This is a genomic window from Ruegeria sp. CF4 (assembly GCF_056537345.1).
The window spans coordinates 147,911-163,573 of record NZ_JBQFRJ010000006.1 but is presented as its reverse complement, the minus strand read 5'-3'; the positions used below and the strand labels follow the sequence as shown (position 1 = coordinate 163,573).

At 56.8% G+C, this 15,663-nt stretch carries 11 protein-coding genes; 3 read left to right on the top strand and 8 right to left on the bottom strand.

The genetic code is table 11. The annotated features are described in order from the left end of the window. Both tssM and tagF read left to right on the top strand, forming a co-directional pair. Positions 1 to 3,531, top strand: coding sequence for a type VI secretion system membrane subunit TssM (tssM, locus tag ACR0NF_RS14360; RefSeq protein WP_480778466.1), 3,531 nt, complete (start codon positions 1 to 3; stop codon positions 3,529 to 3,531). Between the two features lie 3 nt (positions 3,532 to 3,534). Next, positions 3,535 to 4,005 carry a type VI secretion system-associated protein TagF gene (gene tagF / locus ACR0NF_RS14355; protein ID WP_480472156.1) on the top strand — a complete coding sequence of 157 codons (471 nt, stop codon included), beginning with the start codon at positions 3,535 to 3,537 and terminating at the stop codon, positions 4,003 to 4,005. A gap of 21 nt (positions 4,006 to 4,026) precedes the next feature. Here the strand turns inward: tagF and ACR0NF_RS14350 are convergent, their stop codons facing one another. From ACR0NF_RS14350 to ACR0NF_RS14335, 4 genes are all read right to left on the bottom strand, one after another. Further along, positions 4,027 to 6,327 carry a type VI secretion system Vgr family protein gene (locus ACR0NF_RS14350; RefSeq protein ID WP_480778465.1) on the bottom strand — a complete coding sequence of 767 codons (2,301 nt, stop codon included), beginning with the start codon at positions 6,325 to 6,327 and terminating at the stop codon, positions 4,027 to 4,029. An 87-nt stretch (positions 6,328 to 6,414) separates the two neighbouring features. Continuing rightward, complete coding sequence (locus ACR0NF_RS14345; protein ID WP_480472158.1) at positions 6,415 to 8,865, bottom strand: ImcF-related family protein; 2,451 nt, start codon at positions 8,863 to 8,865, stop codon at positions 6,415 to 6,417. A 3-nt stretch (positions 8,866 to 8,868) separates the two neighbouring features. Beyond that, positions 8,869 to 9,759 (bottom strand): M15 family metallopeptidase, encoded by an 891-nt coding sequence (locus ACR0NF_RS14340; RefSeq protein ID WP_480472159.1) that lies wholly within the window; start codon positions 9,757 to 9,759, stop codon positions 8,869 to 8,871. Then, entirely contained in the window at positions 9,759 to 10,520 is a 762-nt protein-coding gene (locus ACR0NF_RS14335; RefSeq protein ID WP_480472160.1) for a PP2C family protein-serine/threonine phosphatase, read from the bottom strand. The genes ACR0NF_RS14340 and ACR0NF_RS14335 overlap by 1 nt, the downstream gene beginning before the upstream one ends. 136 nt (positions 10,521 to 10,656) lie before the next feature. On the opposite strand from ACR0NF_RS14335, the gene ACR0NF_RS14330 reads away from it, so the two are divergent. Next, a complete protein-coding gene (locus ACR0NF_RS14330; protein ID WP_480472161.1) occupies positions 10,657 to 11,373 on the top strand; it encodes an OmpA family protein in 717 nt (238 codons plus the stop codon). A gap of 11 nt (positions 11,374 to 11,384) precedes the next feature. Here ACR0NF_RS14330 and ACR0NF_RS14325 read toward each other — a convergent pair whose 3' ends face one another. Genes ACR0NF_RS14325 through ACR0NF_RS14310 form a run of 4 tightly spaced genes read right to left on the bottom strand, consistent with a single transcriptional unit; the run spans position 11,385 to position 15,571 of the window. Next, positions 11,385 to 12,341, bottom strand: a complete 957-nt coding sequence (locus ACR0NF_RS14325) for a UDP-glucuronic acid decarboxylase family protein (RefSeq protein WP_480472162.1) — start codon at positions 12,339 to 12,341, stop codon at positions 11,385 to 11,387. 4 nt (positions 12,342 to 12,345) lie between these two features. Then, entirely contained in the window at positions 12,346 to 13,140 is a 795-nt protein-coding gene (locus ACR0NF_RS14320; protein WP_480472163.1) for a formylglycine-generating enzyme family protein, read from the bottom strand. After that, positions 13,137 to 13,829, bottom strand: a complete 693-nt coding sequence (locus ACR0NF_RS14315; RefSeq protein ID WP_480472164.1) for a formylglycine-generating enzyme family protein — start codon at positions 13,827 to 13,829, stop codon at positions 13,137 to 13,139. Before ACR0NF_RS14315 ends, ACR0NF_RS14320 begins: the two co-directional genes overlap by 4 nt. A gap of 2 nt (positions 13,830 to 13,831) precedes the next feature. Further along, the gene (locus tag ACR0NF_RS14310) at positions 13,832 to 15,571 is read right to left on the bottom strand and encodes a caspase family protein (protein WP_480472165.1); all 1,740 of its coding nucleotides are present in this window, start codon (positions 15,569 to 15,571) and stop codon (positions 13,832 to 13,834) included. Between the last annotated feature and the right edge of the window lie 92 nt (positions 15,572 to 15,663).

The following is a 15,663-nucleotide window of genomic DNA, read 5'->3' as shown; positions in this document are numbered from 1 at the left end:
ATGGGTGTTGTCAAAGCAATCTTCGGCTTTCTCTTCTCCCGCCTTTTGTGGACTATCATCGGTCTCAGCCTGTTATCGGTACTGATCTGGCTGTTTGGAGGATTGCTGAAATTCGGCGAAACAGCGCCCCTGGAAAGTGATCTGTCGCGCACGATCACCATTGGCGTGTTCTGGATTCTCTGGCTACTGCGGCTGCTTTACAAGCAGATCAGGGCAGCGCGCGCCAATCGCATGTTTGTCGCCGAACTGGCCGCCGCCCCGCCCGAAGAGCCCAGCGCGCCCGGCGAGGAAAATGTTGCTGAGGTCAACGCCAAATTCGCCGAAATCATGGATCAGATGAAACGATCGAAACTGGGGGGGCGTAAATTCCTGCGCGACATGCCCTGGTATCTGTTCATCGGCCCGCCCGGCACTGGCAAAACCGCAGCCCTGCGTAATTCCGGTCTGCATTTCCCAATTGACCTGTCAGACGACCTCAAAGGCGTTGGTGGCACTCGAAACTGCGATTGGTTTTTCACCGAAGAGGCCGTGCTGGTCGACACCGCAGGCCGCTATGTACAACAGCAAAGCGACGCCGAGGTCGATGCCGCCGAATGGAAAGGTTTTCTCAAACTGCTGAGCAAACACCGCGGTCGGCGCGCGCTGAACGGTGTGATCCTGACCTTGTCGGTTCAGGAACTTGCCGGGTCCGACGCCTCGATCCGTGAACACGGGCGAGAGCTGCGCAAGCGTCTGATCGAACTGCAGGATGAGCTGGGCCTGCAACTTCCTGTTTATCTGATGATCACCAAGGCGGATCTGATACCCGGGTTCGAGCCCTTCTTTGCCGATCTGTCGACCCGTGAGCGCGAGCAGGTTTGGGGTGCTACCCTACCCACAGATGTCCGGGTAGATGGGGTTACGATAGATCGCGAAACCCGTGCCCTGCAATCCGAACTCGAACACCGCCTAGTCGGGCGCATGGCATCGGATTTACCGCTGGACCAGCGTGGCGCAGCCTTCCGCTTTCCCAGTCAACTGGACCAGTTGAGCGGTCCGATCAAGCAACTGATCGATGCCGTCTTCGGGGAAAGCCGCTATGAAGACAGCCCCTGGCTGCGGGGATTCTATCTAACTTCAGCCACTCAGGAAGGTTCGCCCATAGATCAGATGATCTCTGGTATGAGCCAGTCTTTGGGCTTGCCGGTTGCACCGCCCAAACCTCGGGCGATGGGGGAAAAACGATCGTTCTTCCTGCGCAATCTGTTAACCGAGGTTGTGTTCAAGGAGGCCGGGCTGGGCACCTTTGATCCACGTGCCGAAGATCGCCGGCGTTGGATATTCCGCGGGACATTGGCTGCGGCAACACTTGCCACGGTGGTGGCCGTGCTGATGTTTACATTCTCGTATCTCCGTTACTCCGGTGGATTGACGGATCAGGAGCGGCAATTGTCTAAGCTGAATGCGCGGCTGGCCAATGTTGCTGCCCGCCAAGCTCCGACCGATCCGCTGGATCTCGATCTGGCGCTGGATGCGGCCACCGAAACCATCAATTCCGACAGCGCTGTGCAAGCTGGTTTAATGACCATATTCGGCCCCACCGCCAAAGCTGAGCTGGATCAGGCGCAAACCCTGGCCTACGATCACACGCTGCGCAATATTCTCGAACCACGCATGGTTGCAACACTTGAGGCCACCATGTGGCGCCATTCACGTGATCCGGACTTCCTGCTTAGCGCCTTGAAAACCTACCAGATGATGACCGGATTGGCGGCCTATGACGCCGATTTCATCGCGGAATGGTGGCAGATTGATCTGCCCGAATACGCCCCGATTGATGTATTTCCGACGCAAGATGCCGTTGATCACCAATTGGCTGCCATTGCCCGGATGGCCAATGAGGAGGACCGTATCGCGCCCGATCCGGCCCTGGTGAATACCGCCCTGGAAAGCATCTGCACCATACCGCTTGCGATCCGTGCCTATCGGTCCTTGATGCGGCAGCCGCAGGTTTCGGGACTGGAGGACTGGATACCCGCTGAACATACCGGACCCAACGGGACACGTGTTTTGACACGGCTGTCCGAGAAAACTCTGCGGGTGGGCCTCCCCGGTGCCTTTACCTATGAGGGGTTCCACAAGACGGTGCTGCCCGCCGTGCCCGAAGTGGCTGCGCAGGCCATTCTGGATCGCGCCGTGTTCGAAGGGGGGTGCGCCGAAAGCTCGGATACCACAACGACATTGCTCGAGACGGATATTCTCAAGCTATATTACGATGACTACGTGGCCCAGTGGGACAGCTTCCTACGCGACATCCGGCTGGCCCCGATCACCGATCTGAACACGGCACGGGTCAATCTCAAGGATTTGTCGTCGGATGACAGCGCGCTCAAGCGGCTACTGCTGGAAGTGGTGGCCCAGACCCATCTCACACGCGTTGAAAATACCGATAGCGGCGGACCACCCAAAGGGTTGCTCAAGGCCGCCACCAAAAAACTCGGTAAAGTCGGAAAGCTTGCGAAAAAGGGTTCTAAAATCGTCGGGTCCGGCGGGGGCGCGACAGCGACCCTCCCCGGTGCACCGGTCGCCGATCACTTCAAACCGGTTCGCAGCGTTGTGGAAGAGGTCGAAGGACAACCACCGCTTATCGGCGACACAACCGTAGCGCTGACCGCGCTGTATAATGAGCTTCAGACAGTATCTGCCGGGGCGAACCCCCAGGCGGAGTTGCTGGCGCGCGGCGGATTGCCGGTGCTGACTGGTGCGATTGCCGACGAGGCGCAGTTCCTGCCCCCGCCGATCAATGATTGGGTACGCGGAATTGCGGGCGACACCATCGAATTCACGCGCGACGCAATCGTCGCTGGTCTCAACGCACAATGGCGGGCGGATGTGATGCCGTTTTGTGTTTCGGCAACGCGGGGGCGATACCCGTTTGATCCATCCAGTTCGATTGATGTGAATACGGCCGATTTCGCGCGACTATTCGGGCCTGGTGGCTTGGTCGACAGTTTCACCGAAAACCACCTTGCCCCTTATATCGATACCACCACCCGGCCCTGGAGCTGGCGCAATGATCTGGGGCTGGACCCGGCGTCGCTGTTCCCTTTCCAGAACGCGCGCGCCATGCGTCAGGCCCTGTTTCCCGGTGGCGCGGGTCCGGTGATGTCCTTTGCGCTGGAGCCCAGGGACCTTTCAGCCAACGCAAGCAGGATCACGTTGAATCTGGATGGTCAAACGCTCAGCTACTTCAACGCAGCCGCGCGGCCAGTGCCGATGACATGGCCGGGACCGGATGGGACAAATATGATCACGATGAGTTTCGCGCCTGTGGATGGCTCGACCGAGGTCATCACCTCGCAGACCGGGTCCTGGGCGTTTTTGCGACTGATCCGGGCCGGGCGCCTTTCGCCCACAACACTGCCCGAAGTGTTCCGCCTTAGCCTTTCGGCGGCCAATTACAAAGCCGATTTCGATCTCCGCGCCAATTCCGTGGACAACCCCTTTAATCTGGAAATGTTTTCCGGCTTTGATTGCCCCAGCGGGTTCTGATCGATGGGTACTGGCTTCTTTGGCAAAATGCCAGCATCCGGCGATTTCGTCGCACGCGGGTTGAGACCACATATCCGGCCTTTGCTGGATAGATGGCTGACCCTGCATCTGGCCGAACCGGCCCGTCGGCCCGAAATCTGGCCTGAGACGGCCCTGCACGCTTTGATACAGGGGCCGGAGCATATGCTGGCTCTGGCGATATTGCCCAGCCAAGATGCCGTCGGGCGGCACTTTCCTCTGGCGGCGTGTTGTCCTGTGGAGTCTGCCGATCAGGCAGGGGTTGAAAACTGGGCCGCCGCTGTTTTCCCAGCGCTTTGCATGTCACAAAGCCCAGCATTTAACCCGGATGCGTTGTACGCAGCCCTGCAGCCCGTTTCCGATCCTCCAGCCGTGGCTTCCTCGCTGACACCACCGCTGGCCTGGGCCTCAGACCCGCCGGTCAAACCAGAAGACTGCTTTGGCAATCTTTTTTGAGTGAGCCCCCAATAGCCGAACTCAGTTCTGGCTGATCTTGCTGGCTTTCAATGTCATGTTGCCACTGGCCTTGGCCACGATCTTACCGCTGGCCTTCAACGACAGATCTTTGCTATCCAGCACAATCGTTCCGTCCTTTTTCATCTGCAGCTTGGCATCTCCACAAACCAAAGTGATGCTGTCGACGGCCTTGATCGACAGATCTTTGCCAACCTCGACCTCCATCATCTCAGCAATTACGTGTTTCGAGTCTTTGGAGACATTAACAGACCTTGAACCGGCAATCTTATAGGCCCCGTCGGCACCAATCTCGACATCTTGCGTTGCTGCGATTTCGACCTTTTGGTTACCGCCGATTTTCCAACTGTCATCAGCACCGATCTCGTGATCCTGTTGCGCCCCCACGGTCATTGAACGGCTCGCACCGATTGTATTTGTCTGTACCGCCCCGACAGATCGGGTTTCTGCTGCGCCTACTGTATCAGTGCGCGCCGCACCAACTGTTACGGTCTGCAGCGCCGCTACGGTCTGGGTGTGGTTCAAACCGATAGTTTCCGTGGAACTGGAGCCGATGGTGATCGATTCCGTATCCCCGACAGTAAGCGTACGCGTTGCGCCGACTGTTTCAGTGTCATGGCTGCCGATGATCACATCGCGGTTTACACCCACCGATGTAGACTTGTTGTTGCCGACACTTTCAGTGCGGTCATTGCCGATGGATTGGGTGCCGTCATGGCCCACATCCTCGACCCAATCGTTGCCGATGGTGCGGGTCTCATTATTCTTGACCAACTCATTGTGATCTTTTTCGGCTTGGAAATAGACCTCTTCCGAGCCCTTTTTGTCTTCGAAACGCAATTCATTCCAGCCGCCCCCGCCCAATGACGAGTTAGACTTCCAACCTGATTGCGTCGCATTGTCAGGTAACCCGTAAGGCGGCATCTGTTCTGCGTTATAGACGCGGCCGGTGATAATCGGCTGATCCGGATCACCTTCCAGAAAATCAACGATGACCTCCTGCCCGATGCGCGGGATCTGGATAAAGCCCCAGCCCGCCCCAGCCCAGACAGACGACACCCGCACCCAGCACGAGGAATTTTCGTCATTCGCCCCCTCGCGATCCCAATGGAACTGCACCTTGACGCGCGAGTATTCATCTGTGTGAATCTCTTCTCCGGATGGGCCCACAACCACAGCTGTCTGCGGGCCACGCATAACAGATTTTGGAGTTACCTGGGGTGGCCGGTATTGGATGTCGCCGGGCATCAGAAGATATCTGGCCTCGAAGCCGGGGTGTTCGTTGTCGCCCAGAAGCGACGAATAGGCCTTGCCTTGCATGTCATAATCGACCCGCAGAATACAGTATTCCGCGTTCTCGGCATCACGCGGATACAGCGCCAACTTGAAGCGCGCACCGGACCACGGCATTCGTGCGGTGGATACAGCAGTGATCCTTTGTGCCGGGGACAGGCCCTCTTGCAGTCTGACAGTGGCCAGATCTTTGCCGCGTCCATGGTCCTTATAGGTACCGGGATAGCTGTAACGTTCCTTGTCGTCCTGTTCATGTCCGACCGGCAGCTCGTCCAGCGCCATCAGATCGGCGGACGGTTTGATGAAATCATAGTCGGTATGCACATAGGCACCCGGCACGACAGCATCAGTTCTGTCCCAATCCGTGATGACTTGCGGGTCCTGCGCAAAATCAATCTTGTCGCCTTCAAATTCGATCTCGGTCATCCCATCGGTGGCAATCAAGGTGGCAATGTCATCGACCAGAACCAGCTTGTGTTCTCCATCGTCAAATTCATGAAAATAGTAAATGCCTTCATGCTCCATCAGCCGCTGAATAAAATCCAGATCGCTTTCACCATATTGAACGCAATAGTCGCGCGGCTCATAACTTTCGTTCAGACGCAGTTCGAACAGCAGATTGTCCTGCTCACCCAGAATTTCTTCGATGATTTCGACAACGCTTTTGGCCTGAAAAATGCGATTATCTGTGGTTTTCGATAGAAACCACAAGGCAGGCCTGAGCGTGAGCTCATAAAGGCCCCACCCTTCTTTGAGACCGGCAAAGCGAAACTGATCGACCAAACCGTGAAAATAGCGCTCGTGTTCTTCAAACCCAGCCCGGACCGTAACGGGAGTTCCCAGCAACTTGTCCGAACTAACGTTGAAATCGGACGACTGCAGTGTGAGTTCGAATTTGAAACACGTGCTGATGGCATCGAAGCCGGTCATCCGGGCAAAGCGCAACCCATCCGGGTCGTCGGGGGTATCGACTAGCTCGGTCTTGGCCTGGAAATGCCGCTCGTCAAACATCACTGCACTCGCTTCCTGAAAATCTCTTTCAAATCTGCGTGCTAATGTAGCACAGGCATGGCGCGCCGCAGAGTCCCGGCGCGCAATTTACAGAACCGGTGGGCATGAGAATCCACGCATCAAGCTACGCGCCGAAACTGGGTTCGCCGCATCCGGGAACACAATTTCCACAAATGCGCGTCCATCATCGCTGCGAATGTCGACCAGAACCCGGGCACCTTCGTCGCGAAACCGCAGCCGGAACCGATCCAGAAGCCTCAACAATCCCCAATATCCGGCGGCATTAAGTTCTGCATTGTCTGTGCCCTCACGGAAGCTGATACTGGCCCCCATTAGCGGCGCCGGGCCCGGCCATGCCAATATCGCCGGTTCACCTGTTGCACGCACCGGCGCGCCCTGTCCCCCCACTGCGACAACCATTCGTCCGCGTTCGGCCAATGCCGCCATCTCGAGCTGCAGCTGCAACTGACCCTGCGCATCAAAAAGCGCATCGGACAACAGGACGGCACGTTCGAAAAAGGCGGCTGAATCTGGGTCCAGCCCGGCAAAACGTGCTTCTGGTTTCCAGCGCCATGGCCGTGAGGACTGATCGAGGAATTGGGCCAGATAAGCACTGTAGAACTGCATCAGACTGCCGTTTGGGGCCATCAATGCAGTAACCTCGGACGGAACTGCGTCCGCACCGTCTGCGAATGGGTACTGATTGTGCAACACTCTGCGGCAGGCGGGATAGATGGTTTGTTGCCAGCGTAGAACCAGTGGATCTGCGCCAGACTGAGAGGTTGCCGCGTTGGCCTGTGCCAGCACATCTTCAGCAATCTGCACAATGATCCGGGGGGCGGTTTGCAGCACGTTGATCGTCCGCGCACGTTCCTGCACGCTAACCAGTTTCGCTGTACCTTTCTCTCCGTCGCGCTGCCGCGTGCTGAGTGCCACGTTCAATGTTGAAAACAGCTGGCTGAGCTCTGCCATGCCGCCTTCATCCATCCATTGGACCACCGGACCAAAAACACGGCCCAATTCGACCTTTTGGTCAAAGCTTCGGCTTTGGTCCCGCCCTCCCATCTGCGTCCAGCTTGCGCGCAGCACCTGCGATAGCGGATTCGCGCGTTGCGCCAATACGCCTGAAACCAGAATGGCCCGATCCGGGTCATCGAACGGTTCCACCCGCAGATCGGACAACCACTCCGTCCACACGGCAATCGTTTCCCGATGCAATCGGGCCTGAACCTCGTCCGGGGTTTGATTGACCGGGTCAGACATCTGACCCAACACCACCGGAACCATGCGGCGGGCATCCTGTACGGCGACGCCAATGCCGTAATCCCGCGCATAGGCCCAGCCGTCCTGCGTGAACAACCCCGGCAAAGCCGAATCCAACGCAACGCCGGAACGGCGTACAAGGATGTCGGACAGACCCGGTATATTTGCCTCGGGATTCCAGGACGGCAGAGCCCGGGTCTGCGAAGCGCGCAACAGTTCCAGCCACACCCGATCCGCCTCGGACGTCTCGCTGGCAAAGCCACGCGCCAGATCCTGTATCTGCGCATCGGTGGCCTGTATCGTACCGTCGGGGGTTGGAAACGCCATCACATGACGAGAAAACCCGGGTAAACCATGGGCGTCTTGGTTATCCTCCAACCAGCCTTCAAGATAGGCGGGTGACCATTGCAGATCACCGCTGAGCACAGCAAAAGCCCGAAGCGCGTCGTAAAGTTTCAGGCTGTCGCCTTCGGTCGCCAGCACCTCCTCCAGTACAGTGGCCAGCGTGGCGGGACCAACTTTGGCTACGTCAGACCGGTATCTGTTTTCCGCGACTGTTTCGCTGTCCACGCGTGGCAATCGAACAACCCGGCGCAACGGTGCATATTGTGCTGCACGAACCACCCGATCCCGCGCTTGGGAAACCTGTGTCAGTGAGTTGGTCAACTCGGCCCTTGCCATATCAGGTGCCAGCGTAATCGCACCAATATCCTGTTCAAACCGATCCAGAATTCTGGCGTGGAACCGATACTCCAGCCAACACGCATATCCGGCCAGCGACAGCAAAAACACCAGAAAACTCAGCACCGCAAACACGCCCCAATTCGAGCGGCTTCTTGTCAGGCTGCGACCACCCGTTTGTACTTGCAGCGCCACATCGTCCAGAAACGCTGCAAGACCAGCATAGTCAGCCCCGGCATCGCGGGCGGTTTGGGAAAACTCGCGTATACGCGACAGCGACATTTGGTGGTCATCAAACAAAGCCTTTTGCGCCAGAACACTCCACGTAGTCAGTTTCAAAGCGCTCTGCGCGCGGGCCCGCGTATCGATCAGCATGGCGAGCCCCAATCGCGCCGGAGCAATCGCAGGCTGCGGAACATCGCTTTGCTCCAACGCACCTGCGAACACGGTCAGGGCCTCTTTTGCACGCGCCAACAACGCAGATTCGCCAGCGCGCACTTCTTCATCCATACGGTCAATCAAATCGAATATGGGAACCGCAGCTTTCTCGAAGACCTGCTTGCCCGACGCTGGCTGAGCATCTCTGCGCACCATCAGCTACAGCTGACCTTCTGCGCGCCAGCGCAGCAACGTTTCCTCGCCAACTTCGAAATGCATCGAATCTTCACGGCGATAGGTCGCGCCCCAATACCAGCCTTCGGCATTGAACAACTCGGCCAGTAACAACAGACCAAACTGCGTACCACCATCGCCAAAGCCATCCAGCTGTCCTTGAAGCTTGATGTCGATCGCCGTGCCGAATGAGTGATTGGAGATCGAACTGCTGGAGCCCCGGATCAGCCGTACGCACAGGCCACCTGCCGTCCCGAGCGCTGCATAGATATCAGGTTCGGTGGCTTGCAGGGTGTTAAAAATCCGCTCCAGCGAGTCCAGCGCCGGACGCAGCAGGGTTACACGAATTGGACCCACCTGCCTTGTTTCCACGAGCGCGCTCAGCGCCGCGTTGGTGATACCCTGACAGTTGGTGCCATAGTCGCGCCGTGGCTGACCCAACAGCTTGAGCATCGTGGAATTGCGCGGTTGCGTTATCCCCTTGTTGAAACGCGCCTTGGCCAACTGCATGACCTCGGTCATCTCTTCAGTGGGAATGTGGTCCGCGATCTCGGGCATGGTTTGCGTCACATCAAGGCTTAACCCCTGTGCTGCATCGCCGACGGGATTTGTCGTCGCGGCAGAGGGCACCTGGGCCGCAAGAAGCGCATTCGCTTCCGCCTGTCGTTCAATGGCTGTTTCAGCTTCATTCAACGCCTGACTCAGCGCTTTGATTTCGGTGGTCAGGGTCTCAATCCTGTCTTCGGCACGATCCAGCCGTAACTCAGTCCCGCCATCGGCGGTCTGCAAGACCGCTCCGACCACCGCAAAGGCAATCGCCGCGGCAATCAAACCTATCGCAATGATGATCGGGCCGATCAGCGTACCTTGTCGCATCAGCGTGCTTCCTGCACGAAGGTCGATACCACCGAAACATTGTCCGGCGCACCGCGTTCAAGGCAATGGATTATAAGATCGGCGCACAGGGCCTCGGGGTCTGTCGCCCTCAATGCGCAATCGGCGATGTCATGATCACCCAGACACGCCGTCAGCCCGTCGCTGCACAGCATCAGAATATCACCTGGCACCACCGGAACGGACAGCGCATCAAGTTCAATCTCAGGTTCATATCCGACGGCGCGGGTGACAACATGAGCGTCAGGATGGCTGGCGCTGTCTTCATCACGCAGCAACCCCTCATCGACCATAGTTTGAACGACCGTGTGATCACGTGTCAGCAACCTAAGGCAGCGTTGTCGCATCAGATATGCACGACAATCACCCGCCCAAACGATATTGGCGTGACCGTTCTGAAACATCAACGCCACCACCGTTGCACCAAAGCGTTGTGTTCCCTTGGACCGCGCCACTGACTGAATTTCAGTATTCGCCGCCTGAAGGCTACTACGCAGCGCAGGTATTGCTGACATCGTATCAACCACTTCAGACAAATGACGCGTGATTATGTCTGAGGCTACATCTCCGTTCCCGTATCCACCCATCCCATCGGCCACGGCCCAAAGAACCCCGGTTGGATCAGTTAAGATAGCATCTTCATTGTCAGACCGCACCCGGCCGGTATGGGTCAGCCCCGCCCCGGCGACATATAAAGCCGCACGGCGCGGCGGGTGTGGAATTTTGGTCGTCGGAACTGTCATACCGAGCGTTCACCCAAGTCCGGCAGCCCACAACACAGGGCCGAAGAAGCAGCCAATACAAAAGACAGAATTGAATATTTGTAGATATTAACCTAGTATCGGGACCGTACAAATCCTTTTTTCTCAGGTGATTCAAATGCGGTTTTATTCAGGATGTATCGGCGGAATCTGCCTTGCCGTTCTGGCCCTGCCCGCGCTTGGCCAAGAGATGACTCCGGAGGAAATCAATGAGATTTTCAACCGGCAGATTGAGGTTCAGAACCGGCCGCTGACCCGCTCGCTTGACGGCAGTTCGAATGCCCGTGGTGTTTCGTTGGTCACGGTAGAGGATATTCAGGCCGAGGCGGTAAGCCCCGAAAGCATTGAGATCTCACCTTCGGCGCAAACTGCAACCCTGCCAACGACGGAAACAGCAATCACGACACAGGAAACCGGCACGACGTCAACGCCGGATACCACTCAGGTCACCAGTGCAACCGATCCGAATAAGCCACTGGTCTACGCCAAGCTCGACACCGAATTGCAGATCAATATGCATATCAAATTCGGGTACGATTCTGCTGCGCTGGATGAAAGTCAGAAATCCAAGCTGTCAGCTATGTGTACCGCAATGAAGACCAGCCCGATTGACCTGTTTCGCATCATTGGGCACACGGATACATCCGGCTCGGATGAATATAACCAGCGCCTTTCGGTACTGCGCGCGAAAGAAGTCGCGCGTCATCTGGTACAGGAATGTGGTATCGCACCTCAGCGTCTGGAAACAGTCGGGATGGGGGAACGTTTTCCGGTCAACTCCAGCAATCCGCGCGCCGAGGAAAACCGCCGCGTAGAATTCCAGGCCATGAGTTGACGGCTTGCAGTTCAACCGGAGTTGCCCCGAAAATACGCGATGGTACGCCGTAGCCCTTCATCAAGATCAGTCTGCGGGGTCCAGTCAAGCACGGCCTTGGCGCGGGTAAGATCCGGTCGGCGACGTCTTGGGTCATCTGGTGTAGTGTCCTGAAACTCAATCCCCGAGGGCGATTCCGTGAGTGACAACACCCGCTGAGCCAACTGTAATATCGTGATCTCCTGCCTGTTTCCCAGGTTGAGCGGACCGGTCACTCCAGCATCGGTCCCCATTAGCGCCATAATGCCGTCGACAAGATCATCCACATAGCAAAATGAACGGCTATGGCTGCCATCACCATAGATGATCAGCGGTTTACCGGTTAATGCACGCGTGATGAAATTCGAAACCACCCGTCCGTCAGCAGGATGCATGTTCGGGCCATAAGTATTAAAAATCCGGGCGACCTTTATGTCTAACCCATGCTGCCGATGATAGTCGAAGAATAGAGTTTCGGCACAACGCTTCCCTTCGTCATAACAAGAGCGCGGCCCGATCGGATTAACATGCCCCCAATAATCTTCGGATTGCTCCGGCGTCGCGGGATCACCATAGACCTCCGACGTTGACGCCTGAAAAATTCGCGCATCCAACCGTTTGGCCAAACCCAGCATATTGATCGCGCCATGTACCGATGTCTTAACGGTTTGAACCGGATCATGTTTGTAATGTACCGGCGAGGCAGGACAGGCGAGATTATAGATCTCATCCACTTCGACATATAATGGCAAGGTCACGTCATGGCGCATGAACTCGAAATTCGGGTTTGAATGCAGATGCGCGATATTGCGCTTGGACCCGGTGAACAGATTGTCGACACACAGAACATCGTGGCCTTGTGCCAGCAGCCGATCCACAAGACGCGAGCCAATGAAACCGGCACCGCCTGTGACCAGAATTTTCTTGGTGCTGTCTCTGAGATGCGGCATCCGGCTATTGCGCGTCCCGTAAGACGCGGAAACCTACCGCCGAATTGCGCAGAATAATCCTGTCGGCCCATTGCCCGTCGTTGCGGAAGTGGTTTTTAGCGGGCACTACCCACGAGGCACCACGAAAAACCGCATTTGAACAGTCGCCTTTGAAGCAGGTGTTGGTCCATTGCCAGACATTGCCTACCGCATCATAGAGACCCAGTTGATTGGGCGGAAAGGCCCTGACCGGAGAGGTATAGGTATACCCGTCGTCGCAGGTCAGAAACTTCCGGCCATCTTCAGGAAAAGCAGCTTTGAAATTGGCATCTGCGGCGTTCGCGCGGTCACAGATTTCGGCGAAATCATCACCCCACCAAAAGGCCGTTTCCGCCCCCGCCGCCGTGGCGGCTACGGATTCTTCGTAGGTTGGCAAACGGTAATACTGACCAGTCTTCTCGCTAAGCCAGTCCGTATATGCTGTGGCCTCAAGCCAGTTCATGCAAACCGCAGGATGATCCGGCCCCTGTTCAAACCCCGGGTCAGACCAGCCTTTGCCGGGTGTGTTCTTCCATCGTTTGGCGATACGGATAAAACAGCTTTCATCGCCGGGTAATTCGGTTTCTGCAGCAAACTCGGCAAATTGTGCGCGGGTGATCAAAGTTGCGGCGATAGCAGAGCCATTTTCCAACAAGATCATCTCGGGACAGCTATCACAATCGCGAAAGACATTACCCGAGCTTGTCTCGTTCTGCGCCCATGCAATGCCCCCGGCAAAACAGAAAATCAGGACGTGGAAAAACCAACTTATATGTGTCATTCGAACTCCCTCACCACACGAATGCCATAGGTATTGAAAGGTACCGTTACGCTGTTGAAAATGCTTTTGGTCATCCTCAGATCCGATGGCGGGCTTGACCAGCCCCCGCTCAGCAGAAGCCGTTCCTCGCACGCAGCGGACACACAATCACTTGTCCAGATCCAGACATTACCCACGGCATCCAGCAGGTTAAAGGGATTGGCCTCATAACTGTCCACGGGGGTTGTCCCCACGGCGTCCAGCGCCCGACCGCACCCCAGACACGTTGCGCGATCCCGCCCAATCTGCTGACCCCACCAATAGTTTGTCGTTGCCGACGCCATCACCGCGTAAGTCAGCTCTTCGGCGGTGGGCAGTCGATAAGGCTTGCCAGTCTTGTCGCTGAGCCAATCGGCATAGGTTTCGGCCCCCTCATAGGTGATGCAAGTCGCCGGGTGTCGCGGACCCTGTTCAAAACCCGGAAAGTTCCATTTGCACCCCCAACCAGCGTTTTTGTAGCCGGTTTCCTGAACATAAGCGCGGAATTCTTCAACCATCACCGGGGCGCGGGACATATACAACCCGTCCGGCAGGATCACCATCTCAGGGCAGATATCGCAGTCTTTTTCAACACGAAGTTCAGGGGTCGGCAACAGAAGCTGTGCGTCAGCCAAAACGGGCATGATCCCGATCAATAGGATCGCGTACACTCTCAATTTCCAAGGCTCCGCAAAACCGGTTCGGCCCCTTCAACACCCAATGTCACGGCAACGGTCAGCAAGGATCGGGCTTTGGACAGATCGCGCTCACCCCCTAATCCATCGCGATAGAGGATGCCCAGATTGGCCATCGCCAGCCCATTGCCCTGATCTGCCGCCCGGTCCAGCCACAGGCGTGCCATCTTCTCGTTCTTGCGCAATCCCTGCCCCGCGGTCAGCATGATCCCCGTTGCCGTCAACGCATGACTGTCGCCCAGCGCCGCAGCCGATAGCAGGAGATCCACGATCTGTTGCGGTGTAAGACGGCCCGTTTGCGAGGCACCGATGGTGGCCTGATAATTGCGTACCGCCCGGCGCGTCGGGGCATCAAGAACGCCGGAGATATCAGAGACCTGATGCCCCAGCGCATTCAAACCGTATTGAATGAACTGCACTGGTATCTGCGTCACCTTGCGCTTGATTTCCCGCTCAAGTCGAACATCACTGACATCTTCGGGCAAGGCTCCGTCAGCCAGTGAGGCAACGATCTCTTCGGCGCGCAGGGTCGCTTCGAGGCGCTGTTGCGCCAGGTCGGAGAACGCGCCTTGAGGATAGAGCGACAGGAACATGCGGAAATCCGAAGCCGCATGAGAGTTTTCGATAGAGCGCCAGTGGATTTCCTCAAGCGTCATGCGGTTGCGCTCGATCTCGTCCTGCAATTCCTGCAGTTCTTCGCGGGCAATATCGGCCAATATCCCCTCGGGGAACGTTTGTAGGAAATTGTTCCATTCTTCTTCGGTATTGGTCGCCCGCGCCCGGACAAATCCCGACTGCGCCGCGCTTGCGCGTTCCTCGGATTGTTCCAGCGCGGTGATTTTCAGACGCGCCACCGAAGCGAAATTCCCGTCAGGAAAGGCTTGCAGAAAAGCTGCGTAATCCTCGCGCCGGTTCGTGCTGGCAATCGCCTGCCACGCCTCAGCCTCGGTGCGGGCGCTGCTGTCCAGACGTTGCAGCGTACTGTTTTCATCAAAGAAAAAACGACCGATTAACGAGTTATTCTCCCACGGCAATTGCCGTTGCTGCGTAGCTGCAAAGACATCGCGCCGCACGTCAGCCATCATCAGACGAATATCAGTGTTAGGCGTCGAGATGTGCTTCAACAAAGCCGTGGTAAACGGGCTGTTACGCCCCTCGCCGTCATACGCGACATTCCCCGGTGCTGTCGCAAAGGCAATGTACGACCCCCCATCCGCCCTCACCCGTGCCAGGCCCCGCCCGAACCCGTCCACTTGCCCGCCTATCGGTATATCACTGGTCAGCGGATTGTCCCTGCAGGCGTCAAGCAGAACAATCGATGTTTCGGTGAATTGGTTCATCAAACCAACCACGCGGTTTACTGTAATCGTCTCGTCAGACAGGTTGCGGTCGCGGTTTATTTGGGCATCCACCGGAATCAGGTGGTTCTCATTGTTCACCTGCACACCGTGTCCTGCATAGAAAAACAACGATGTATCTGCGCCTTCAATCTCGGTTGCGAAATTCAGCAGTGAGGCCCGGAAAGCGTGCAGGCTCAGATCGGTGGCGAGTATGACCTCGAACCCAAGCTCTTCAAGCTTGGTGGCAACATCTGTGGCGTCGTTGACTGGATTTCGCAGCTTGCCAAGAGTGCCCTGATAGGCCGAGTTGCCAACGACAAACGCAACCCGCTTGCCCGCCCCCGGTCCGGCAGACTGAGCAAATACGTCATCTGTCAACGCTTGAAAAAAAAGCGTTGAGATTATTAAAATTCTAAGCCACACCATCCAGAACCGAATAGTCGAACATCTGTAAAGCCTTAAAGTAGCTT

Excerpts from the sequence above, each read along its gene's own strand:
- ACR0NF_RS14320 (WP_480472163.1), bottom strand. The coding sequence starts at position 13,140 with ATGACACATATAAGTTGGTTTTTCCACGTCCTGATTTTCTGTTTTGCC.
- ACR0NF_RS14330 (WP_480472161.1), top strand. The coding sequence starts at position 10,657 with ATGCGGTTTTATTCAGGATGTATCGGCGGAATCTGCCTTGCCGTTCTG.
- ACR0NF_RS14340 (WP_480472159.1), bottom strand. The coding sequence starts at position 9,759 with ATGCGACAAGGTACGCTGATCGGCCCGATCATCATTGCGATAGGTTTG.
- ACR0NF_RS14335 (WP_480472160.1), bottom strand. The coding sequence starts at position 10,520 with ATGACAGTTCCGACGACCAAAATTCCACACCCGCCGCGCCGTGCGGCT.
- tssM (WP_480778466.1), top strand. The coding sequence starts at position 1 with ATGGGTGTTGTCAAAGCAATCTTCGGCTTTCTCTTCTCCCGCCTTTTG.
- ACR0NF_RS14345 (WP_480472158.1), bottom strand. The coding sequence starts at position 8,865 with ATGGTGCGCAGAGATGCTCAGCCAGCGTCGGGCAAGCAGGTCTTCGAG.
- ACR0NF_RS14350 (WP_480778465.1), bottom strand. The coding sequence starts at position 6,327 with ATGTTTGACGAGCGGCATTTCCAGGCCAAGACCGAGCTAGTCGATACC.
- tagF (WP_480472156.1), top strand. The coding sequence starts at position 3,535 with ATGGGTACTGGCTTCTTTGGCAAAATGCCAGCATCCGGCGATTTCGTC.
- ACR0NF_RS14325 (WP_480472162.1), bottom strand. The coding sequence starts at position 12,341 with ATGCCGCATCTCAGAGACAGCACCAAGAAAATTCTGGTCACAGGCGGT.